A 22,319-nucleotide genomic window follows, 5' to 3' on the forward strand; every position below is an offset into this window, starting at 1 on the left:
AGATGTTGGTCATGAAGCCGTTCTGGTCCCGCAACCGGGACCACCAGTTGTTGGTGTAGCCCTCGGCGCTCACCGTGTCGCCCTGCTTCTGGCAGAGCACGTAGACCAGGGTGGGTCCGGCCAGTGTGGTGACCGTGGGTGCGGCGAGCCGGGCGTCGGAGCGTACCCGCACCCCGCTGCCCCAGGTCCAGAAGGCGGTGCCGCCACCGCACCCGTTGTCGCTGGTCAGATGCCGCTGGTTGTACGAGCCGGGATAGGGGGCGAGCGAGCCGCCGTTGATCACGATGGTCTGCCCGACCCCGTTGTAGAGCTGCTCGTAGTGGATGTGTGCCCCGGTCGAGTTGCCGGTGCTGCCGGTGGTGCCGATCTGCTGGCCCTGGCCGACCGTGGCCCCGTCGGCCATCGAGAACGCGGCGAGGTGGAAGTAGTACGTCGTCCAGCCGCCGCCGTGGTTGATCACGATGTAGTTGCCGGCGCCGCCGGCCTGGTAGTAGCGCCGGGCGGTGCCGCCGGCGGAGGCGAGCACCGGGGTGCCGGCGGTGGCGCCGCCGTCGGAGCGGACGAAGTCGAGCGCGAGGCGTACCTCGGCGCTGTGGTGGCTGTAGGTCCAGCGCTGTCCACAGGGGAACGGCGCCTTGAAGACCGGGGCGGCGTGTGCGGGGGTCGCCGCCACCAGTGTCGCGGCGAGCGTGGTGCAGACGGTTGCCGTCAGGACGATGAGTAACCGGATCGATCGCAAGGGTTCCGTCCTTCCCGAGCGGGGGTGGGGGAACGGCCGGCCTTTGCGTACGCAACGGAATGCTATCGAGCGGATCGGAACATGTAAATACTTGCCCTAACGAATGTTCAGGCGTGAAGGTTTCCTTCAGTCCTGTGCCTCGGCGCGGATGGCGGTCAGCCGACCGAGTCGTTGCGGAGTACCAGGATCGCGATGTCGTCCCGGGGCGACTCGACCGAAAAGTTGATCGCCGCAGCACGCAGCCGGGCCGCCACCACGTCCGCCGAATAGCCGGCCAGCGGCGCCGCCGCGTCCCGCAGCCGCTCGGTGCCGAAGAGTTCCCGGCCGCGCCGCCGTTCGGTCACCCCGTCGGTGTAGAAGACCAGCGCGTCACCGGGGTCGAGCCGCACCTCGGCGACCGGCGAGGCGATCGAGTCGAGCAGGCCGAGCGCGGTACCCCCGGAGCCCACGAACGACGCCCGCCCGTCGGCCCGGACCAGCACCGGCCGGTCGTGGCCGGCCAGGTAGAGCGAGACGGTGAGCCGGCCGGCCGGGTCCCGGTCCACGGCGGCCAGCGCCAGCGTGCAGTACCGGCCGCCGCCCCGCTCCACCAGCGTGCCGTTGAGCCGGTCCAGCGCCTCCGGCAGCGGCTTGCCGTCACCGACCAGCACCCGGATCACGTCCCGGACCAGCCCGGTCACCGCCGCCGCCTGCACGCCCTTGCCGGAGACGTCCCCGACCACCACCAGCCAGCGGTCCTCGGCCAGCGGTACGACGTCGTAGAAGTCGCCGCCCACCTCGGCCGCGTCCCCGGTCGGCACGTACTCGGCGGCGAACCCGATGCCGTCCACCACCGGCAGCACCGGCGGCAGCAGCGACTGCTGGAGGGTCTGCGCCACCTTGCGCCGCTCGTCGTGGATCCGGGCGTTCTCGATGGCCAGCGCCGCCCGCCGGGCCACGTCCTCCAGCACGGCGATCTCGTCCGGATCGTGCCGGTGCCGCTGGTGCCGGCCGACCGCCAGGGTGCCGAGCCGCTGCCCCCGGGCGACCAGCGGAATGGCGAAACCGTCCATCGGAGCGCCGATCGGCACCTGCCCCTGGCTGCGCGACGCCTCGCGCAACCGGGACTGCACCGAGTCGGGACCGTCCTCGGAGAGCATCTTGTGCAGCTGCGGCAGCACCGCCTCGTCGGCGTGGGTGGCGGCGGCCAGCTTCAACCGCCCCCACTCGTCGGTGACGTGCACCGCGCACCACTGCCCGAGCCGGGGCACCACGAGCTGCGGGATCAGCGCCATCGTCAGCTCGACGTCGAGCGACTGGGCGAGCAGCTCGCTCGCCTCGGCGAGGAAGGTCAGCCAGGTCTGCCGGCGTACGTCGGCGCGGCGCAGCCGGTCGTTCTCCAGGTGCAGGGAGAGCCGCTCGGCGACGAGCGCGGCGAGCGGGCGGGCGTACCCGGAGGGCGCGGCGTCGAGTTCCAGCTCCCCGGCGTACGGCCGGTGCACGGTCAACGGCACCCGGATCAGCTCGTCGCCGGGGCGGGGCTGCCGGCCGTACCTGGCGAGCAGTTGCCAGCCGGCGCCGTCGCCCCGGTCGAGGCGTACCGCACCGCCGGCCGCGCCGACCATGTCGCCGACCCGGACCAGCAGGTCGGCGGCGAAGGTGGGCAGCGGATCGTCGGCGTACGGGTCGGGGGCGGTCTGCATCAGCGCGCTCATCGCCCCGGCGGTCGGCGCGGACGGGCCGGGCGGGGCGCCGACGCCGCCGGCCATGCCGCCGACGACGCTGTGCGCCGCCGTCTCCGCCGGGTGCTTCGCCGGGTCGGCCGGGCCCTTGCGGTCCAGCCGGAACCAGACGCCCTTGCCGGTGGCCTGGTGGGTGGTGCCCCACCGGCTGGCGAAGTGGTCGACCAGGAGCAGGCCCCGACCCCGCTCGGAGACCTGCGAGATGTCCGTCAGGTCGTTTCTGGGCCGGGCCGTCACGTCGTCGATCGGTCCGGCCGCGAAGTCCGAGACCGTCACCGTCAGGCCGGAGGAGTCCGCGACGACCTCGATGTCCAGTTCGGTGCGGGCGTGCTCGACCGCGTTGGTGGAGAGTTCCGTGGTGAGCAGCAGCGCCTCGTTGAGCAGTTCCTCGAGCGCCGCCTCGGCGAGTACCGACCGGACCAGGGCGCGCGCAGCCGCCGGGGTACGCCGGTCGGCGGGTAGCCGTACCCGGCGCAGTTGCTCGCCCGTGCCCCCGCTGTCCGTCCCGCCGGTGCCCGTGCCGCCCGCCTCCGCTGACACCCTTCGTATCCTCCAGCGATCCGAGATCCAGGCCACCCTATCCGGGGCCGGGCGGGTCCGCGCCCCGCTCATGCCGGGCAGGCGGTCGCCGCGGGGCCGCGCTAGGCTGGACGCTGCCCTACTTGACCGTTCTGCCCGCTTTGCCGCCTGGTTGGTCCCGTCGGTCGCCCCTCGCGACCTCCGGCGTGCGCCGAGGGTGGCACTGGATGGACGAAAGGCACAATGATGGTGTGGCCGCCGCCCGTACGGAACCGCGGGGGGTGCGGCGGAGCGGATGTGCCGACCACCTGGCGGCGCGGGCCGGCGGACCGGCCCACCTCCTTCGAAACCTGAGCGAGGAACGATGACCACGGCGAAACAGATCTCTGCCGAGGAGCGGTCCACCGCCGAGGACGCGGTGCTGCTCAGCGAGCTCGCCGAGGCGTTGCGGCGGGTCCGTCGCGGCGATCTGAAGGTACGGCTGCCGCGCCGGGCGGGTGTCGCGGGCGAGGTGGCCGACGCCTTCAACGAGGTGGTGTCGGTGCAGGAGCGGCAGCACCTGGACCTGCGCCGGATCAGCCGGATCGTCGGTCGGGACGGCCGGCTCACCGAGCGGCTGGACGAGGAGGGGCTGGACGGCGCCTGGGCCGAGGGGCAGCGGGCGATCAACTCGCTCATCGACGACCTCGGCCGGCCGACCACCGAGATCGCCCGGGTCATCGTGGCGGTGGCCGACGGCGACCTCTCCCAGCACATGGCGCTGGAGATCGACGGTCGCCCGCTGCGCGGTGAGTACCTCCGGATCGGCCGCACGGTCAACACCATGGTCGACCAGCTCTCGTCCTTCTCCAACGAGGTGACCCGGGTGGCCCGGGAGGTGGGCACCGAGGGTGAGCTGGGCGGTCAGGCCGACGTACGCGGTGTCGCCGGCACCTGGAAGGACCTCACCGACTCGGTGAACACCATGGCGTCGAACCTGACGTACCAGGTGCGGTCGATTTCCCAGGTGACCACGGCGATGGCCCGGGGCGACCTGTCGCAGAAGATCACCGTTTCCGCCAAGGGCGAGGTCGCCGAGCTGGCGCACACCATCAACGGGCTGACCGACACGCTGCGGCTCTTCGCCGAGCAGGTGACCCGGGTGGCCCGGGAGGTCGGCACCGAGGGCAAGCTCGGCGGCCAGGCGGACGTGCCGAACGTCGCCGGCACCTGGAAGGACCTGACCGACAGCGTCAACTCGATGGCGTCGAACCTGACCGCCCAGGTGCGGAACATCGCCCAGGTGTCGACGGCGGTGGCCCGGGGCGACCTGAGCCAGAAGATCACGGTGGCCGCACAGGGCGAGATCCTGGAGCTGAAGGACACCGTCAACACGATGGTGGACCAGCTCTCGTCCTTCGCCGACGAGGTGACCCGGGTGGCCCGGGAGGTCGGCATCGAGGGCAAGCTCGGCGGCCAGGCCCAGGTACGCGGCGTCTCCGGCACCTGGCGGGCGCTGACCGAGAACGTCAACCAGCTCGCCGGCAACCTCACCTCGCAGGTCCGGAACATCTCCCAGGTCTCCACCGCCGTCGCCAAGGGCGACCTGTCGCAGAAGATCACCGTGGACGCGCAGGGCGAGATCCTGGAGCTGAAGTCGACGGTGAACACGATGGTGGACCAGCTCTCGTCCTTCGCCGACGAGGTGACCCGGGTGGCCCGGGAGGTCGGCACGGAGGGCAAGCTCGGCGGTCAGGCCGAGGTGAAGGGGGTCTCCGGCACCTGGCGGGATCTCACCGACAACGTGAACTCGATGGCGTCGAACCTGACCGCCCAGGTCCGGAACATCGCCTCGGTCACCACGGCGGTGGCGAAGGGTGACCTGTCGCAGAAGATCACCGTCGACGCCCGGGGCGAGATCCTGGAGCTGAAGTCGACGGTGAACACGATGGTGGACCAGCTCTCGTCGTTCGCCGACGAGGTGACCCGGGTGGCCCGGGAGGTCGGCACCGAGGGCAAGCTCGGCGGTCAGGCCCAGGTGCGCGGCGTGGCCGGCACCTGGCGCGACCTGACCGACAACGTGAACTCGATGGCGTCGAACCTGACCGCGCAAGTCCGGAACATCGCCCAGGTTTCGACGGCGGTGGCCCGGGGCGACCTGAGCCAGAAGATCACCGTGGACGCCCAGGGCGAGATCCTCGAACTCAAGCAGACCGTGAACACGATGGTGGACCAGCTCTCGTCCTTCGCCGACGAGGTGACCCGGGTGGCCCGGGAGGTCGGCACCGAGGGCAAGCTCGGCGGCCAGGCCCAGGTGAAGGGGGTCTCCGGTACCTGGCGGGACCTGACCGACAACGTGAACTCGATGGCGTCGAACCTGACCGCCCAGGTCCGGAACATCGCCTCGGTCACCACGGCGGTGGCCCGGGGCGACCTGTCGCAGAAGGTCACCGTCGACGCTCGGGGCGAGATCCTGGAGCTGAAGGGCACCGTCAACACGATGGTGGACCAGCTCTCGTCGTTCGCCCAGGAGCTGACCCGGGTCGGCCGCGAGGTCGGCGTCGAGGGCAAGCTCGGCGGTCAGGCCCAGGTCAAGGGCGTCTCCGGTACCTGGCGGGACATCACCGAGAACGTCAACCAGCTCGCCGCCACGCTGACCACCCAGCTCCGGGCGATCGCCCAGGTCTCCACGGCGGTGACCACCGGTGACCTGACCCAGCGGATCGCCGTACAGGCGCAGGGCGAGGTCGCGGAGCTGAAGGACAACATCAACCAGATGATCGTCACGCTCCGGGAGACCACCAAGAAGAACGCCGAGCAGGGCTGGCTCGACTCCAACCTGGCCCGGATCGGCGGCCTGCTCCAGGGGCAGCGCGACCTCGGCGAGGTCTGCCGCATGATCATGACCGAGGTGACCCCGCTGGTCGACGCGCAGCTCGGCGCCTTCTTCCTCGCCGACACCGACGAGGCGGTGATGCGGCTGCGGCTCACCGCGTCGTACGGCTACGTGGCCCGGCACCACGACGTGACGTTCGGCCCCGGTGAGGGACTGGTCGGGCAGGCCGCGCTCTCCCGGCGGACGATCCGGGTCGGCGCCCCGCCGAACGGCAGCCTGACCGTCCGCTCCGGACTCGCCGCCACGCCGCCGGCCGACCTGGTCGTGCTGCCGGTGCTCTTCGAGGGGGAACTGCTCGGCGTCATCGAGTTCGCCAGCGTCTCGCCCTTCTCCGACCTGCACCTGGCCTTCCTGGAGCGGCTGGTCCTCACCATCGGCATCGCGGTGAACACCATCCAGGCCAACCGGCGTACCGAGGAACTGCTCTCGCAGTCCCAGCGGCTCGCCCACGAACTCCAGGAACAGTCCGCCGAACTCCAGCGCACCAACGCCGAGCTGGAGGACAAGGCGCAACTGCTCTCCGAGCAGAAGGGCAATATCGAGACCAAGAACCGGGAGATCGAACTGGCCCGGATCGGCCTGGAGGACAAGGCACAGCAGCTGGCCCGGGCCTCGGCGTACAAGTCCGAGTTCCTGGCCAACATGAGCCACGAGCTGCGTACGCCGCTCAACTCGCTGCTGCTGCTGGCCCGGCTGCTCGCCGACAACTCGGAGAACAACCTCACCGAGAAGCAGATCGAGTTCGCCCGCACCATCCACAGTGCCGGCTCCGACCTGCTCTCGCTGATCGACGACATCCTCGACCTGTCCAAGATCGAGGCGGGTCGGATGGACGTCGAGCCGACCGAGGTGCGCTTCTCCGAGATCCGCAGCTACGTCGAGCAGGCGTTCGCACCACAGGCCGAGGAGCAGGGCCTGGACTTCCAGGTACGCATCTCCAAGGAGCTGCCGGCGACCCTGGTCACCGACGCCCAGCGGTTGCAGCAGATCCTGCGCAACCTGCTCTCCAACGCGGTCAAGTTCACCGACAACGGGGCGGTGACGCTGCGGATCGGTCCGGCGCCGGAAGGGGCGTTCTTCGACGTACCGGCGCTGGCGACCGCGCACCAGGTGGTGGCGTTCACCGTCATCGACACCGGCATCGGCATCTCGGACGACAAGCTCGGGCTGATCTTCGAGGCGTTCCAGCAGGCAGACGGGACCACCAGCCGGCGGTACGGCGGCACCGGGCTGGGGCTGTCGATCAGCCGCGACCTGGCCCGGCTGATCGGCGGCACGATCACGGTCTCGTCGGCACCGGGGCAGGGCTCGACGTTCACCCTCTTCGTACCGGACGTACTGGCGCCGGACGCGGTGGTCGCCCCGGTGCCGGTGCCTCCCATGCAGACGCCCCGGGGCGGGTTGCCGGCGATGCTGCGTGGCCAGAACGAGCCGGACCGGCCGATCACCCCGGCGGCCCGGCAGCTCGACGGCGCCACCGTGCTGATCATCGACGACGACGTCCGCAACGTCTTCGCCCTGACCAGCGCGTTGGAGCTGCACGGCATGACGGTGCTCTACTCGGACAACGGGGTGGACGGGGTACGCCTGCTCGCCGAGCATCCGGAGGTGGACATCGTGCTGATGGACGCGATGATGCCCGACCAGGACGGTTACGAGACGACCCGGGCGATCCGCCGCAACCACCGCTTCACCGACCTGCCGGTGGTCTTCCTGACCGCCAAGGCGATGCCGGGGGACCGTGAGTCGGCGCTCGGTGCCGGTGCGAGCGACTACATCACCAAGCCGGTGGACCTGGACGAGTTGATCGAGCTGATGGCCTCCTGGGTCAACGGGGGCGGACGGGAGGTCGAGGGTGACCGCAGGTGATACGGGACTGATTCGCGGCGGGGGGACGATCGGGTGAGTGAGCTGGCCAAAGCCCTGCTGGTCGACGACCGGCGGGAGAACCTGATGGCGCTCGAGGCGATTCTCCAGGGGCTTCCCGTCCAGGCGGTCGCGGTGGAGAGCGGCGAGGCGGCGCTGAAGCAGCTCCTGGTGGAGGACTTCGCGGTGATCCTGCTGGACGCCCAGATGCCGGACATGGACGGCTTCGAGACCGCCAGCCACATCAAGCGTCGGGAGCGTACCCGGCACGTGCCGATCATCTTCCTCACCGCCGCCGACCGGGACGCCCAGCTCGCCCTGCGCGGGTACGCCGTCGGTGCGGTCGACTACCTGACCAAGCCGTTCGACCCGTGGGTACTCCGGGCGAAGGTCTCGGTCTTCGTCGAGCTGTGGGTGAAGACCCGGCAACTCGCCGCACAGTCCGAGCTGGTCCGGGAGCGGGACAACCAGTGGCGGACGATGACCGAGGCGGTGGACGACGCGGTGGCGCTGCTCCGCTCGGACGACCCGGAGGGTCGGGACCGGGCAGTGGAGCTGCTGGAGCAGGCGCGTTGGGGTGCGGTGGCCTGACCGGTGCGGCGCCCCGCCGTGCGGCCCGGCGGGTCAGCGGCCCGGTGGGTCAGCCGGTGGCCTGCTCGTTGCGGATCATCAGGGCGGAGCGCAGCCCGGTGATGTCCAGCACCCGGAGCAGGAATTCGCCGACGTTGGTCAGCACCAGCAGGCTCTGCGCGTGGCTGGCCTTGCGGCTGAGCACGACCAGGGTGCCGAGGCCCTGCGAGTCACAGAACGTGACATCCGCCAGATCCAGCACGATTCGGGACGGTGCGTCGCTGAGCACCTCGTTGACGACGCTGGAGAGCCTGGCGGCGGTGAGCATGTCGATCTCGCCGGCGAGGACGAGCGTCACCTCGTCGGTGCCGCGCTGCACGCCGATGGTCAGGTCCGCCCGGTTCACCCGATCAGCCTATCGCGACCTACCCGAACCGGCCTGTCGATGGCGATCCGCCCCGCCGGTCGGCGCGGGTACCCAACGCCGGGCGTGGCGCTGTCACCGGTGCCGGTGCGGTGGTCGGGTCGGCGTCCGGGCGTGACGTGGACGACGGCCCGAGGGGTGGGTGCCGGGCGCACAGGTACCGCTGACAGAATGGCGACACCGTGAGTGAGACGTACCCCGCCGGCCCCGGTCGCTATCCGGCTGCGGCACCGGCCTCCCAGGCCCTGTTCGACCGCGCCCGCACCCTCGTGCCGGGCGGGGTGAATTCTCCCGTGCGCGCGTTCCTGGCCGTCGGCGGCACGCCGCGGTTCATGGCCAGGGGCGAGGGGGCGTGGCTCTTCGACGCGGACGGGCGACGCTACGTCGACCTGGTCTGCTCGTGGGGACCACTGATCCACGGGCACGCCCACCCCGAGGTGGTGGCGGCGGTGCAGGCCGCCGCCGCGTACGGGACCAGTTTCGGCGCACCGACCGAGGCCGAGGTCGAGCTGGCCGCCGAGATCGTCGCGCGTACCCCGGTCGAGCAGGTCCGGCTGGTCAACTCGGGGACCGAGGCGACGATGTCGGCGATCCGGCTGGCCCGGGGCTTCACCGGGCGGGGGCGGATCGTCAAGTTCGCCGGCTGCTACCACGGGCACGTCGACGCGCTGCTCGCCTCGGCCGGGTCCGGGGTCGCCACGCTCGGCCTGCCGGACTCGCCCGGGGTGACCGGTGCGGCGGCGAGCGAGACGGTGGTGCTGCCGTACAACGACGTGAGCGCGGTGGAGGCGGTCTTCGCGGCCCAGGGGTCGGAGATCGCGGCGGTCATCACCGAGGCCGCGCCGGGGAACATGGGCGTGGTGGCGCCCCGGGACGGGTTCAACCAGGCGCTGGCCCGGATCGCGCACGCACACGGCGCGCTGCTGATCCTCGACGAGGTGATGACCGGCTTCCGGGTCTCGGCGGGCGGCTGGGCCGGGCTCGACCCGGTCGACGCCGACCTCTACACCTTCGGCAAGGTGATGGGGGGCGGTCTGCCGGCGGCGGCGTTCGGCGGCCGGGCCGAGGTGATGGGGCGACTCGCTCCGGCCGGCCCGGTCTACCAGGCCGGCACGCTCTCCGGTAACCCGCTGGCCACCGCGGCCGGGCTGGCCTCGCTGCGGCTGGCTGACGCGGCGACGTACCAGCGGCTCGACTCCACGGCCGCCACCGTGGGCAAGCTGGCGAGCGAGGCGCTGGCCGCCGCCGGGGTGCCGCACCGGCTCTCGTACGCCGGGAACATGTTCTCGGTCTTCTTCACCGACGCGGACGTCTACGACTACGACACCGCGCGGACCCAGGACGTCGCGGCGTTCCGGGCGTTCTTCCACGCGATGCTGGCCGGCGGGGTCTACCTGCCGCCCAGCTCCTTCGAGTCGTGGTTCGTGTCGACGGCGCTGGACGACGCCGCGCTGGAGCAGGTCGCGGCGGTGTTGCCGGTCGCGGCGCAGGCTGCGGCGGCGGCCGGTCACGGGGGGTAGGGAACGTGGGCAGCACAACGGTCGTGCACGTGCTCCGGCACGGTGAGGTGTACAACCCGGAGAAGATCCTCTACGGCCGGCTGCCCGGCTACCGCCTCTCGGAGCTGGGCGTGCAGATGGCGAAGGCGGCGGCCCAGGCGCTCGCCGAGCGGGACGTCACGCACGTGGTGGCGAGTCCGCTGGAGCGGGCCCAGCAGACGGCGGAGCCGATCGCGGCGCAGTTCGGGCTGCCGGTCGGGGTGGACGAGCGGCTGATCGAGAGCGCCAACTGGTTCGAGGGGAAGCGGGTCTCGCCGGGCGACGGCTCGTTCCGCGACCCGCGCAACTGGTGGGTGTTGCGGGATCCGGTCACCCCGTCCTGGGGCGAGGCGTACACGCTGATCGCCGAGCGGATGTTCGCGGCCCTGCACGCGGCCCGGATCGCCGCCGAGGGGCGGGAGGCGGTCTGCGTCTCGCACCAGCTTCCGATCTGGACCCTGCGCCGGTACGTCGAGCACAAGCGGCTCTGGCACGACCCGCGCAAGCGGCAGTGCGGGCTGGCCAGCCTGACCTCGTTCCACTTCGACGGCGCCAAGATCGTCGGTATCGGCTACACCGAGCCGGCCGCGCACCTGGTCGCCATGTCGCCGACCGCGCGGACGGCCAAGGGGGCATGATGAGCCGCCCCCGGCGGGTCGCCGGCCTCGGCGCGCTGCTCGCCGTCGCCGCGACGCTGGCGCTGACCGGCTGCTCGGGCGGCGACGGCGGGAGTGACTGGAAGGACGACTGCACGACGACGGACGGCATCGTCGAGTGCGCGCCGGAGCACCGCCCGGCGGCCCCGGCGGTCTCCGGCGAGCTGCTGGACGGCGGGACGTACGACCTGGCGCAGGAGCGCGGCCAGGTGGTGGTGGTCAACTTCTGGGGTTCCTGGTGCGCCCCGTGCCGCTCCGAGGCGAACGACCTGGAGGAGACCTACCAGGCGACCCGGGACCGGGGCGTACGTTTCCTCGGCATCAACATCCAGGACGGGCGGGACAAGGCGAAGGGCTTCGAGGCGGCCTTCAAGATCAGTTATCCGAGCCTCTTCGACCCGCCGAGCCGGCTGGCGCTGGCCTTCGACATCCCGCCGAACTCGATCCCGGCGACCATCGTCCTCGACCGGGAGAGCCGGATCGCCGTGGTGATCCGCTCCGGTGTCACCCGGGCCGGGCTGGAGCCGATCGTCGCCCGGGTCGCCGGCGAGCAGCCGCCGGGCGGGCCGAACTGATGGCCGGGCGGACGAGTACGGGCGGGTCGGGCTGATGGGCGAGACCTTCGCCGAGCTGGCCGAGAGCGGGCCGGTGCTGCTGGCGATCGGGGCGGCCGCGCTGGCCGGCCTGGTCAGTTTCCTCTCGCCGTGCGTACTGCCGCTGGTTCCCGGCTACCTGTCGTACGTGACCGGGTTGGCCGGCAGCGACCTGGAACAGCGCCGGGCCGCCGCCGACCGCGCCCCCGACGCACCGGGCAGCGCGCCGGCCGGTGGCGGCGGGGTGGCGGTGGCAACCCGACCGGTCCGGACGCCCCGGGCGGTCCGGGGCCGGGTACTCGCCGGCACGCTGCTGTTCATCGCCGGCTTCACCGTCGTCTTCACCCTGACCGCGGTGCTCGTCACCGCCGTCGGTCAGGCGCTCTTCGCGCAGAAGCGACCGCTGGAGATCGGCATCGGCATCGTGATCATGCTGTTGGGCCTCTCCTACCTGGGGCTGGTCCCCGGCACGCAGCGGGAGTTCCGGATCCGCCGGCTGCCCGCCGCCGGCCTGCTCGGCGCCCCGGTCTTCGGCGCGGTCTTCGCGCTCTCCTGGGTGCCCTGCGTCGGCCCGACCCTCGGCGCGGTGGTCGGGATGGGCACCGCGAGCGGCCAGGCCGACCGGGCCGCCCTGCTCGCCGCCGCGTACTGCCTGGGGCTCGGGTTGCCGTTCGTGGTCTTCGGGCTCGGCTTCTCCCGGCTGCTCGGGCTCTTCCGGGCGGTGCGCCGGAACAGCCGCTGGGTCACCCGGGTCGGCGGGGCGCTGCTGATCGTGATCGGGCTGGCATTGGTCACCGGCGGCTGGCAGGACCTGGTCATCTGGTTGCAGACCACGTTCGGCGTCGGCGAGGTGGGGATCTGATGTCGACCGACGAGCGGGAGACCGTGACCGGCCGGGGTGTCGCGCCGGCCGGCGTCGCGCAGGCCGAGCCGCCGGCCGCCGCCGGCCCGACCGGGGACGACGGACCGTCCCGGGTACGCCGTACCCCGCTGCCACTGGCCCTGCTGCGCAACTCGTGGCGGCAGCTCACCAGCATGCGTACCGCGTTGATGCTGCTCTTCCTGCTGGCCCTGGCCGCGATCCCCGGCTCGGTGCTCCCGCAGCGCAACATCAACATCGAGAACGTCAACCGGTACGCCGTCGAGCATCCCGATCTCTTCCCGATCCTGGACCGGCTCGGCGGCTTCGACGTGTACGCCTCGCCCTGGTTCTCCGCGATCTACGTACTCCTGTTCACCTCGCTGGTCGGCTGCATCGTGCCCCGGCTGCGCGACCACCTCCGCGCGCTGCGCGCCGCCCCGCCGCCCGCGCCGAAGCGGCTGCACCGGCTGCCCCGGCATGCCGTGCTGACCGACTCCGACGGCGACCCGGCCCGGATCGCGGCGGTGCTGCGCAAGCGGCGTTGGCGGGTGGTGGTCCGCGGCGACACGGTGTCGGCGGAGAAGGGCTATCTCAAGGAGACCGGCAACCTGCTCTTCCACTTCTCGCTGATCGGGGTGCTGCTCGGCATCGGCCTCGGCTCCTGGTACGGCTGGCACGGCAACCGGCTGCTGGTCGCCGGCCCGGACAACTCGTTCTGCAACACGCTCCAGCAGTACAGCGAGTCCAAGCTCGGGCACCGGGTGGACGGCAGCGACCTGCCGCCGTTCTGCCTGGAGCTCACCGACTTCTCGGCGACCTTCCTGCCGACCGGGCAGCCGTCGTCGTTCCGGGCGACGACGCTGGTGGAGCAGGGCGACCGGGCACCTTACCGGGCGAGTTTCTCGGTCAACGACCCGCTGCGGCTGGACGGGGCCAGCGTCTACCTGCTCGGGCACGGCTACGCGCCGATCCTGCGCTACACCGACCGCAGCGGCGAGACGCAGGAGAGCGACGAGGCGTTCCTGACCATCGACGGCAACCTGACCAGCGAGGGCGTGGCGGCGTTCCCGGACGTCAACCTCGACCCGGCGACCGGGGCGCGCAACCCCGACCTCCAGGTCGCCTTCGAGGGGCTCTACCTGCCGACCGCGCCGGAGGCGCCGCCCTTCGTCCGCTCGACGTACCCGGCGGAGCGGTCCCCGGCGGTGATGCTCTTCGCCTACCGGGGCAACCTCGGGCTGGACGCCGGGGTCCCGGGTTCGATCTACCGGCTCGACCAGCGCCAGGTGAACAGCGGCAAGCTCAAGCAGATCGGCGAGGGCAAGCTGCTGCGCCCGGGTGAGAAGTGGACGCTCGACGACGGCACGTCGGTGGAGTTCGTCGGCACCCGCAAGTACGTCACGATCTCGGTCCGCTCCGACCCGGGCGAGCGGATCGTGTTGATCAGCTCGGTACTGCTGTTGCTCGGGCTGATGCCGTCGCTCTTCGGCCGGCGGCGCCGGGTCTGGTTCCGGGTTTCTCCGGCACCGGCCGACGCGACCACGACAGGTCGTAGTAGTTTGGTGCAGGTCGGTGGCCTGCCGCGTACCGAGTACGCGGGGTTCGCCGAAGAGTTCGACCGGCTCGTCGCCGCCGTGCGATCCGACGGGGCACGGGACGACGGTGCGACGGAAGAGGAGACCGACTGATGGCCGCGCTGTCCGACCAACTCCTGGTGGTCGCGATCCTGGGCTACCTGCTGGCGATGATCTGCCACGCCGTCGAGTACGCCTTCGGTACCCGCAGTGTCATCGGCCGGGCGGCGGCACGACCGGAACGCGCCCGCGTGCTGGTCGGGGCCGGGGTCGGCGCGGCCGGTGGATCCGGTCCGGCCGACGGCCCGGACCCGGTCGTCGGGACCAAGCTCCCCGGCACCGACGGGCCGGCCCCGACCGGCGGGTCGCGGTCGCCCCGGGCGGTGCTGGCCGGCCGGGCCGCCGTCGCGCTCACCGTGCTCGCCGCCGTGGTGCACCTCGCGGTGCTGGTCACCCGGGGCATCGCCGCCGAGCGCATGCCGTGGGGCAACATGTACGAGTACCTGCTCTCGGTCACCTTCGTCGGGGTGGTCGGCTGGCTGGTGCTGCTCTACCGGCGCTCGACGCTGCGGCACCTCGGGCTCTTCGTCGCGTTGGCCATGGTGCTGCTGCTGGCCGTCGCCGGCCTGGTGCTCTACGTGCCGATCGTGCCGCTGGTGCCGGCGCTCGACTCGTACTGGTTCGTCGTGCACGTGGCGACGATCGCGGTCTCCTCCGGCATCCTGCTGCTCGGCGCGGTGCCGGCGGTGATGTACCTGATCCGGCACGGCTACGACCAGGGCAAGCGGAGCTTCCCGTACAGCCTGGGGGCGCGGGTGCCGGCCGCCGACACGCTGGAGCGGCTGACCTTCCGGCTGCACGCGTTCGCCTTTCCGATCTTCACCTTCGCGGTGATGGCCGGCGCCGTCTGGGCCGAGGCGGCCTGGGGCCGGTACTGGGGCTGGGACCCGAAGGAGATCTGGGCCTTCATCTCCTGGGTGGTCTACGCCGGTTACCTGCACGCCCGGGCGACGCCGAGCGTGAAGCGCCCGGTGGCGACCTGGATCGCCGTGCTCGGCTTCCTGACCATGCAGATGAACCTCTACGGCGTGAACATCTTCTTCGAGGGCCTGCACTCGTACGGCGGTCTCGACTGACCTTTCTTCCGGCTCCCCGGCGGGGCGACTTCTTTCAGCCTTGACTTATATAAGCGAGGCGTGAAAGATCGGGTCGTACGCGTGATCGACCGCGCGTACCCACCTGCCACCCCGTACCGGGAAGGAGTCCCGCGAAGTGTCTGCGATCGCGCCCCAGAAGGTCACCACGTTCCTGATGTTCCAGGATGGCAACGCCGAGGAGGCGATGACCTTCTACACGTCACTCTTCGACGGCGGTGAGGTGCTCGCCGTCGACCGGTACGGCCCCGGCCAGGACGGTCCCGAGGGTTCCGTCCGGCACGCGACGTTCGCCCTGGCCGGTCAGCAGTTCATGTGCATCGACAGCAGCGTCCGGCACGAGTTCGGCTTCACCCCGGCGGTCTCGCTCTACGTGACCTGCGAGTCGGAGAAGGAGATCGACCACCTCTACGGCGCACTCGTCGAGGGCGGTCAGGAGCTGATGCCGCTCGGCTCGTACGGCTTCAGCGCCAAGTTCGGCTGGGTCAACGACCGCTTCGGCGTCTCCTGGCAGCTCACCCTGCCCACCGAGGCAGCCCCGGCCTAGCCCGCAACCCTCTGAACCGGACGCCCCATGATTCTTGTCGAGTTGTGGTCAGCAGCGCGCCACAACCCGCCAAGAATCATGGCGGCCCGGGGAGCCGGGCGGCACGGTCGAGGAAGAGCGTCCGTTCCCGGGCGTTGCGGGTCAGCTCGGCGGCCCGGCTGAACTCGCGTCGGGCCTCGTCGTGCCGTCCCAGCCGGGCCAGCAGGTCACCCCGGACGGCGGGTAGCTGCGGATAGCCCGCCAGGACGGGCTCGGCGACCAGCGTGTCGACGATGGCCAGACCGTCGGCCGGGCCGGTGGCGTTGGCGACCGCGACCGCGCGGTTCAGCTCGACGATCGGCGACGGTGACACGTGCACCAGCACCCGGTAGAGCGCGGCGACGCGTACCCAGTCGGTCTCGGCGGCGGTCCGGGCCCGCGCGTGGCAGGCCGCGATCGCGGCCTGCAGGGTGTACGGGCCGATGCCCAGCGACTCGGCCCGGTCCAGGGCGGCGAGGCCGCGCCGGACCAGCAGCCGGTCCCAGCGCCGACGATCCTGGTCGGGCAGCAGGATCGGCTCGCCGTTCGGCCCGGTCCTGGCCGGGATTCGGGACGCCTGCAACTCCATCAGCGCCAGCAGGCCGTGCACCTCGGCCTGTTCCGGCATCAGCCCGGCCAGGATCCGGCCGAGCCGCAGCGCCTCGGCGCAGAGCGCCGGCCGGGTCCAGTCGGCACCTGCGGTCGCCGAGTAGCCCTCGTTGAAGACGAGGTAGACCACCTCCAGCACCGAGCCGAGCCGGTCGGCCAGCTCGGCCCGGGGCGGCAGCTCGAACGGTACGTGCTTCGCGGCGAGGGTACGTTTCGCCCGGGTGATCCGCTGCCCGACCGTCGGCTCCGGCACCAGGAACGCCCGGGCGATCTCGTCGGTACGCAGCCCGCCGAGCAGCCGCAGCGTCAACGCCACCCGCCCTTCGGTGGGCAGCACCGGATGGCAGGCGGTGAAGATCAGTCGGAGCAGGTCGTCGTCGATCCGATCGGGGTCCAGCGCGGCGGCCAGTTCCGCCTCGGTCGGGTCCGGCCGGCTGCCCACCTCCCGGCCCAGCTCCTGAAGTTTCCGCTGGTACGTCGTACGCCGCCGGAGCAGGTCGACCGCGCGGTGCTTGGCGGTCGACATCAGCCAGCCGCCCGGATTCGCCGGTATCCCCTCCCGGGGCCACTGCTCCAAGGCGGCGACCAGCGCGTCCTGGGCGAGTTCCTCGGCGAGCCCGACGTCCTGGACCAGCCGGGCGACCCCGGCGACGATCCGGGCGGACTCGATCCGCCAGACCGCCTCGACCGCCTGCCGGCCGGCCTCGACCGCCTGCCGGTTGGCCTCCGGATGCCCCGCCACCGCCACGACTCCCGATCCAAGCACGCCGCCGCCGTCCGACGGTCCGGACCTCGACGACCTGTTGCCGTTCCGACGACCTCCGCTCAGGCCGGTGGGGCTGCGAAGTCCTCCGGCCCGAAGACCCGGAGTACCTCACCCTCGCCCTCCCAGCCCGGCCACATGTCGCGGTGCAGCTTCAGGAACCGGGAGACCCACTCGACAGCCTCCTCCTTGGAACGCACCTCGTACAGCGCGTAGCTGATCGTCTCCTTCGCCTCGGCGAACGGCCCGTCGGTCACGCTGAGCTTGCCGGTGGCGACCTGGAGTCGGGACCCCTCCGCGCTCGGGGCCAGCCCGCCCTGGTCGAGCAGGGCACCGGCGGCGGTCGCCTCCTCGCCGAGCTGCATGATCGCCTCCATCAGCCCGGGCGGCGGCGGTGCCGTGGTCCGGGTGGCCCGCAACAGTGCCAGGTAGCGCATCTCTCGTTCTCCTTCGGTCGGTTGTTCGCTCAGGTTCGTCGTTTCGAGACAGCCGGCTGGCCGGATCAGACCCGGCCGGCGATGCCACCGGTCGGGTCAGGCGGCCGAGGCAGGGGTGGCCCGACGGTAGAGGTGGGCCGCCACGGCCGAGACCCAGGCCCAGGCCAGCACGACCGCCCCGGTGAAGGCGAGGTTGGACCAGACGGCTCCGCCGCCGGCCGCCATCGCCAGGAAGCCGGCGAGGAAGAGCACGCCGGTCGACCGCGAGAAGGCCGCCCAGCCCCGCCGTCCCTCCGCCGAGAAGCGGCGGCCGAGCACCAGGCAGGCCGCGACCAGGCAGGCGAAACCGATGCCACCGGCCAGGAAGTGCAGCGTGCCGTGCCACGTTACCGCCGTACCGGTCTGCGGGGTGCCGATCGGGAAGCCCAGCGCCGGGTCCGCCCGGAACGCCCCGGCCGCCACGAGGCTGAGCCCGTACGCCCCGAGCAGCCGGGGCGCCCAGACCGCACCGGTGCCCGGGGCGAGGCCACGGCGCAGTCCGAGCGCGAGTGCACAGGTCATCAACCCGGTCATGACCAGGTTGCCGATCTGGATCCAGCCGAGCCCGCCGTTGGCCAGCAGGCTCCAGGCATGCCGGGTCAGGTCGAATCCGTCCCGGGTGAGCGCCTGGGCCAGCGACACCAGGACGTAGCTCGGCCCGGCGAGCACGCCGTACGCCAACAGCGTCCTCGTGACGCCGCCCGCCGGATCGCAGGGCTAGCCGGCCACCCCGGAGCCGGTGCCCTGCCGCTGCACCGTCGTGCTGGGCGGGCTCGCCGTCGTGCTGGGCAGGTTCGCCGCCGTGGTGTGCGGGCTTGCCGTCGTGCTGGGCAGGTTCGCCGCCGTGGTGTGCGGGCTTGCCGTCGTGCTGGGCTGGTTCATCGTCGTCCTCCTCGGGGTCCACCGGTCCGGTTCGGCGCCCGGACCGGCCGCTACCCATGCCTCGAACAGGCGACGGCGGATTCGACAGGTCGGTCGGATTTTCTTCGACGAATTTCCCCGGTACCGGCGGGCACGGCTCTGAGCTGGGCATATCCGCCGGTCGCCTGTCGTGCGCCGGGTGCGGTCGTAGGCTCGGAATCATGTCCTGGACGACCTATGGCAGCTTCCTGGTCTTCGCGGTGGTGCTGATCGTGGTGCCCGGGCCGGACTTCGCGGTGGTCACCCGGAACACCCTCGCCGCTGGTCGGGGGCGGGGCTGGTGGAGCGCGGTCGGCGTCGCCTGCTCCAACGCCGTACAGGGCAGTGCGGCCGCGGCCGGGCTGGGGGCGGTGATCGTACGGTCCCAACCGCTCTTCCAGACCATCAAATGGGTGGGGGTCGGCTACCTCGCCTTCCTCGGCCTCCAGGCGCTCCGTTCGGCCTGGCTCGGCCGGTACGCCTCGATCGGCGGGGACCAGCCCGACCCGCCCGGAGCGGCGCTCGCCGGCTGGCGACAGGGGTTCCTCTCCAACATCACCAACCCAAAGGTGCTGGCCTTCTATCTCGCGGTACTCCCGCAGTTCGTCGGGCATCGCGCCCCGCTGGCCGTACTGATGCTGTTCGCGCTGAGCCACGCGGTGCTCTCGCTGCTCTACCTGCTGACCCTGGTCGGGCTGTTGCACCGGGCCCGCCGGGTGCTGTCCCGGCGCCGGGTACGGCGGGCGATGGACGCCGGCACCGGTGTCGCGATGCTCGGCTTCAGCGTCCGGCTCGCCACCGAGCGGGCCTGACCGGCCCCGCCGGCTCCCACCGAGGCAGTCTTGCTGTTGACAAGATGCCGCCTCGGCAGGCAATCTTGACGGTGCCAAGTTATGCTTCGTCGTGCCGCCCCGGGAGATCCGTGATGTCGTCCGCCACCCAGACCACCGCCGCCATCCTGCTGATCACCGTCTCGACCATCGCGTTCGGCGGGCTCTCCCTGCTCATGCAGCTGGTCCGACGGATACCCGGCTATCTGGACAACCCCGTCCGGCGGGCGCTCTGGACCGCCGGACACGCCCACGCCGGCGTACTCGTGCTCTTCGCGCTCGTCGCGCTCCTCTATCTGGACCGGGCCGACTACGGCGAGGGGATGCGGACGCTGATCCGGGTCCTGCTGGTCTCCGCGCCGATCCTGATGCCGATCGGCTTCTTCCTCTCCGTCGTACGCCCCTCGGACACCCGACCCAACAAGCTGATCTGGCTGGTGGGAGTCGGTGGGCTGAGCCTGACCGTCGGTACCCTGCTGCTCGGCGTCGGCCTGCTCTGACGCGTCGCCCGGCGGTGGGCCGGAGGGAGGCTCCGGGGTGCGTCGACGGGACCGGTGCCGACGGGAGCCGGGTCACGGTGGGGGACCCGGCCGTGTCGCCCCGACCGGGGGTGCGACAGACTAGCGACCATGGCGGCTCGTGGCTTCCCGTACACCGATCTCCGGGAGTTCCTCACCGCGCTGGAGGGCGCTGGCGAGTTGCGCCGGGTTCCGGTACCCGTCGACCCGACGCTGGAGATCAGCGAGGTGGTCACCCGTACCGTCCGGGCGAACGGGCCGGCCCTGCTCTTCGAGCGCCCCACCCGGGGCGAGATGCCGGTCGCGATCAACCTGTTCGGCACCGAACGGCGGATGGCGATGGCGCTCGGCGTCGACCGGCTGGACGAGATCGGCGAGCGGATCGGTTCACTGGTCAAGCCCGAGCTGCCGGTCGGCTGGTCCGGGATCCGCGAGGGCCTGGGCAAGGTGATGCAGCTCAAGTCCGTACCGCCGAAGAAGGTCAGGACCGCCCCCTGCCAGCAGGTGGTCTACCGGGGCGCCGACGTCGACCTGAACCGGCTGCCCGGCCTCCAGGTCTGGCCCGGCGACGGCGGAATCTTCCACAACTACGGGCTGACCCACACCAAGCACCCGGAGACCGGCAAGCGCAACCTCGGGCTCTACCGGTTGCAGCAGCACTCGCACAACACGCTCGGCATGCACTGGCAGATCCACAAGGACTCCACCGCGCACCACGCCGTCGCCGAGCGCCTCGGCCAGCGGCTGCCGGTGGCGATCGCCATCGGCTGCGACCCGGTGGTCAGCTACGCCGCCTCCGCGCCGCTCCCCGGCGACATCGACGAGTACCTCTTCGCCGGGTTCCTGCGCGGCGAGCGGGTCGAGATGGTCGACTGCCTGACCGTGCCGCTCCAGGTGCCGGCGCACGCCCAGATCGTGCTGGAGGGCTACATCGAGCCCGGCGAGCGGCTGCCGGAGGGACCGTTCGGCGACCACACCGGCTTCTACACCCCGGTCGAGCCCTTCCCGGTGCTGCACGTCGAGGCGATGACCACCCAGCGGGAGCCGGTCTACCACTCGATCATCACCTCCAAGCCGCCACAGGAGGACCACGGGCTCGGCAAGGCCACCGAGCGGATCTTCCAACCGCTGCTCAAGCTGCTGATCCCGGACATCGTCGACTACGACCTGCCGGCCGCCGGGGTCTTCCACAACTGCGCGATCATCTCGATCCGGAAGCGCTATCCGAAGCACGCCCAGAAGGTGATGAACGCGATCTGGGGCGCCCACCTGATGTCGCTGACCAAGCTGATCGTGATCGTCGACGAGGACTGCGACGTGCACGACTACGCCGAGGTGGCCTGGCGGGCCTTCGGCAACGTCGACTACGCCCGGGACCTGCTGCTCACCGAGGGCCCGGTGGACCACCTCGACCACTCGTCGTACCAGCAGTTCTGGGGTGGCAAGGCCGGGGTGGACGCCACCCGCAAGCTGCCGACCGAGGGCTACACCCGAGACTGGCCCGAGGAGATGACCATGTCGCCGGAGATCCGGTCGCTGGTGGACAAGCGCTGGAAGGAGTACGGCATCTCATGACGGCGGTGGCGGAGTCGCCGGGGCGGGTGAAGTCCTTCCTCCGGCTGGTGGCGATCGAGCACTCGGTCTTCGCGCTGCCGTTCGCCTACCTGTCGGCGCTGACCGCGATGCAGCGGCACGGCGGGGAGGTGCGCTGGCTCGACCTGCTCCTGATCACCATCGCCATGGTCGGGGCCCGGACCTTCGCCATGGCGGCGAACCGGATCATCGACCGGCGCATCGACGCGCGCAATCCGCGTACCGCCGGTCGGGAGCTGGTGACCGGGGCGGTGAGCGTCCGGACGGCCTGGACCGGCGCGGTCGTCGCGCTGGCGGTCTTCCTCGGCGCCGCGGCGGCGCTCAACCCACTCTGCCTGGCCCTCGCCCCACTCGCCGCGATCCCGCTGGTCGTCTACCCCTACGGCAAGCGGTTCACCGACTGGCCGCACGCGATCCTGGCCCTGGCCCAGGCGGTCGGCCCGGTCGGCGCCTGGCTCGCGGTGACCGGCACCTTCGACGGCTCCGGGCCGGCCTGGCTGCTCGGCGCGGCGGTCGGACTCTGGATCGGCGGCTTCGACCTGATCTACGCCTGCCAGGACATCGAGGTCGACCGCCGGATCGGGGTACGCAGTGTCCCCGCCCGCTACGGTCTCCGGTTCGCCCTGCACGCGTCGACCGTGGCCCACGTCGTGACCTTCGGCCTCTTCTTCTGGTACGGCGAACTGGTCGGACTCGGCTGGCTCTGGTGGGTCGGGCTGGCGCTGACCGCGCTCGCCTTCGGCTACCAGCACGTGGTGGTGACCCCGACCGACCTGTCCCGGGTCAACCGGGCCTTCTTCACCGCCAACGGCTTCGTCGGGATCGCCCTCTTCGTCTTCGCCCTGCTCGACCTGGTGATCCGGCTCCACCTCGCAGGCTAGGCGGCGACGGGTCCGAAGCGGCTGACGGCGGGCCCGGTACACAACCGGTCGACCCACCACATCAGACGGAACAGTCGCGGGCACGATGGTCGT

General features: G+C 71.6%; 19 protein-coding genes and 1 pseudogene. 13 read left to right on the forward strand and 7 right to left on the reverse strand.

The window, feature by feature from the left end; translation table 11 throughout:
* Nucleotides 1–172 precede the first annotated feature (172 nt).
* Nucleotides 173–718: pseudogene (locus C6W10_RS28220) on the reverse strand (M23 family metallopeptidase); the annotation flags it as partial.
* Between the two features lie 176 nt (nucleotides 719–894).
* On the reverse strand, nucleotides 895–3,000 hold the full coding sequence (locus C6W10_RS28225) for a SpoIIE family protein phosphatase (RefSeq protein ID WP_369937092.1): 2,106 nt from the start codon (nucleotides 2,998–3,000) through the stop codon (nucleotides 895–897).
* Nucleotides 3,001–3,343: 343 nt separating this feature from the next.
* Here C6W10_RS28225 and C6W10_RS28230 point away from each other — a divergent pair, with 343 nt between their 5' ends.
* Nucleotides 3,344–7,723 (forward strand): HAMP domain-containing protein, encoded by a 4,380-nt coding sequence (locus C6W10_RS28230; RefSeq protein ID WP_107262017.1) that lies wholly within the window; start codon nucleotides 3,344–3,346, stop codon nucleotides 7,721–7,723.
* Between the two features lie 33 nt (nucleotides 7,724–7,756).
* On the forward strand, nucleotides 7,757–8,311 hold the full coding sequence (locus C6W10_RS28235; protein ID WP_107262019.1) for a two-component system response regulator: 555 nt from the start codon (nucleotides 7,757–7,759) through the stop codon (nucleotides 8,309–8,311).
* Nucleotides 8,312–8,360: 49 nt separating this feature from the next.
* Here C6W10_RS28235 and C6W10_RS28240 read toward each other — a convergent pair whose 3' ends face one another.
* On the reverse strand, nucleotides 8,361–8,696 hold the full coding sequence (locus C6W10_RS28240; RefSeq protein WP_107262021.1) for an STAS domain-containing protein: 336 nt from the start codon (nucleotides 8,694–8,696) through the stop codon (nucleotides 8,361–8,363).
* Between the two features lie 200 nt (nucleotides 8,697–8,896).
* On the opposite strand from C6W10_RS28240, the gene hemL reads away from it, so the two are divergent.
* The 7 genes from hemL to C6W10_RS28275 all read left to right on the forward strand — a co-directional run bounded on the left by hemL (nucleotide 8,897) and on the right by C6W10_RS28275 (nucleotide 15,638).
* Nucleotides 8,897–10,234, forward strand: coding sequence for a glutamate-1-semialdehyde 2,1-aminomutase (gene hemL / locus C6W10_RS28245; RefSeq protein WP_107262023.1), 1,338 nt, complete (start codon nucleotides 8,897–8,899; stop codon nucleotides 10,232–10,234).
* A gap of 5 nt (nucleotides 10,235–10,239) precedes the next feature.
* Entirely contained in the window at nucleotides 10,240–10,890 is a 651-nt protein-coding gene (locus C6W10_RS28250; protein WP_107262025.1) for a histidine phosphatase family protein, read from the forward strand.
* A complete protein-coding gene (locus C6W10_RS28255) occupies nucleotides 10,890–11,483 on the forward strand; it encodes a TlpA disulfide reductase family protein (RefSeq protein ID WP_107262027.1) in 594 nt (197 codons plus the stop codon). Before C6W10_RS28250 ends, C6W10_RS28255 begins: the two co-directional genes overlap by 1 nt.
* A gap of 34 nt (nucleotides 11,484–11,517) precedes the next feature.
* Nucleotides 11,518–12,363: a cytochrome c biogenesis CcdA family protein gene (locus C6W10_RS28260; RefSeq protein ID WP_107262029.1), complete on the forward strand. Its 846-nt coding sequence runs from the start codon at nucleotides 11,518–11,520 to the stop codon at nucleotides 12,361–12,363.
* On the forward strand, nucleotides 12,363–14,051 hold the full coding sequence (locus tag C6W10_RS28265) for a cytochrome c biogenesis protein ResB (RefSeq protein ID WP_107262031.1): 1,689 nt from the start codon (nucleotides 12,363–12,365) through the stop codon (nucleotides 14,049–14,051). Before C6W10_RS28260 ends, C6W10_RS28265 begins: the two co-directional genes overlap by 1 nt.
* Nucleotides 14,051–15,073, forward strand: coding sequence for a c-type cytochrome biogenesis protein CcsB (ccsB, locus tag C6W10_RS28270; protein WP_107262032.1), 1,023 nt, complete (start codon nucleotides 14,051–14,053; stop codon nucleotides 15,071–15,073). The genes C6W10_RS28265 and ccsB overlap by 1 nt, the downstream gene beginning before the upstream one ends.
* A 136-nt stretch (nucleotides 15,074–15,209) precedes the next feature.
* Nucleotides 15,210–15,638: a VOC family protein gene (locus tag C6W10_RS28275; protein ID WP_107262034.1), complete on the forward strand. Its 429-nt coding sequence runs from the start codon at nucleotides 15,210–15,212 to the stop codon at nucleotides 15,636–15,638.
* A gap of 76 nt (nucleotides 15,639–15,714) precedes the next feature.
* Here C6W10_RS28275 and C6W10_RS28280 read toward each other — a convergent pair whose 3' ends face one another.
* The 4 genes from C6W10_RS28280 to C6W10_RS37570 form a co-directional block, all read right to left on the reverse strand.
* Nucleotides 15,715–17,007 carry an RNA polymerase sigma factor gene (locus C6W10_RS28280; protein ID WP_234361461.1) on the reverse strand — a complete coding sequence of 431 codons (1,293 nt, stop codon included), beginning with the start codon at nucleotides 17,005–17,007 and terminating at the stop codon, nucleotides 15,715–15,717.
* A gap of 83 nt (nucleotides 17,008–17,090) precedes the next feature.
* The gene (locus C6W10_RS28285) at nucleotides 17,091–17,465 is read right to left on the reverse strand and encodes a YciI family protein (protein WP_107262038.1); all 375 of its coding nucleotides are present in this window, start codon (nucleotides 17,463–17,465) and stop codon (nucleotides 17,091–17,093) included.
* 96 nt (nucleotides 17,466–17,561) lie between these two features.
* A complete protein-coding gene (locus tag C6W10_RS28290) occupies nucleotides 17,562–18,185 on the reverse strand; it encodes a DUF998 domain-containing protein (RefSeq protein ID WP_234361462.1) in 624 nt (207 codons plus the stop codon).
* Between the two features lie 36 nt (nucleotides 18,186–18,221).
* Nucleotides 18,222–18,386, reverse strand: a complete 165-nt coding sequence (locus C6W10_RS37570; protein WP_159104790.1) for a hypothetical protein — start codon at nucleotides 18,384–18,386, stop codon at nucleotides 18,222–18,224.
* Between the two features lie 200 nt (nucleotides 18,387–18,586).
* Between C6W10_RS37570 and C6W10_RS28300 the strand changes: the two genes are divergently transcribed.
* The 4 genes from C6W10_RS28300 (at nucleotide 18,587) to mqnP (ending at nucleotide 22,226) form a co-directional block, all read left to right on the forward strand.
* Entirely contained in the window at nucleotides 18,587–19,216 is a 630-nt protein-coding gene (locus tag C6W10_RS28300; RefSeq protein WP_107262044.1) for a LysE family translocator, read from the forward strand.
* Between the two features lie 113 nt (nucleotides 19,217–19,329).
* Nucleotides 19,330–19,734: a hypothetical protein gene (locus tag C6W10_RS28305; RefSeq protein ID WP_107262046.1), complete on the forward strand. Its 405-nt coding sequence runs from the start codon at nucleotides 19,330–19,332 to the stop codon at nucleotides 19,732–19,734.
* Between the two features lie 129 nt (nucleotides 19,735–19,863).
* On the forward strand, nucleotides 19,864–21,327 hold the full coding sequence (locus tag C6W10_RS28310) for a menaquinone biosynthesis decarboxylase (RefSeq protein WP_107262048.1): 1,464 nt from the start codon (nucleotides 19,864–19,866) through the stop codon (nucleotides 21,325–21,327).
* Complete coding sequence (mqnP, locus tag C6W10_RS28315; protein ID WP_107262050.1) at nucleotides 21,324–22,226, forward strand: menaquinone biosynthesis prenyltransferase MqnP; 903 nt, start codon at nucleotides 21,324–21,326, stop codon at nucleotides 22,224–22,226. Before C6W10_RS28310 ends, mqnP begins: the two co-directional genes overlap by 4 nt.
* The last annotated feature ends 93 nt before the right edge of the window (nucleotides 22,227–22,319 follow it).

Source organism: Plantactinospora sp. BB1, from assembly GCF_003030385.1.
Classification (GTDB): Bacteria; Actinomycetota; Actinomycetes; order Mycobacteriales; family Micromonosporaceae; genus Plantactinospora.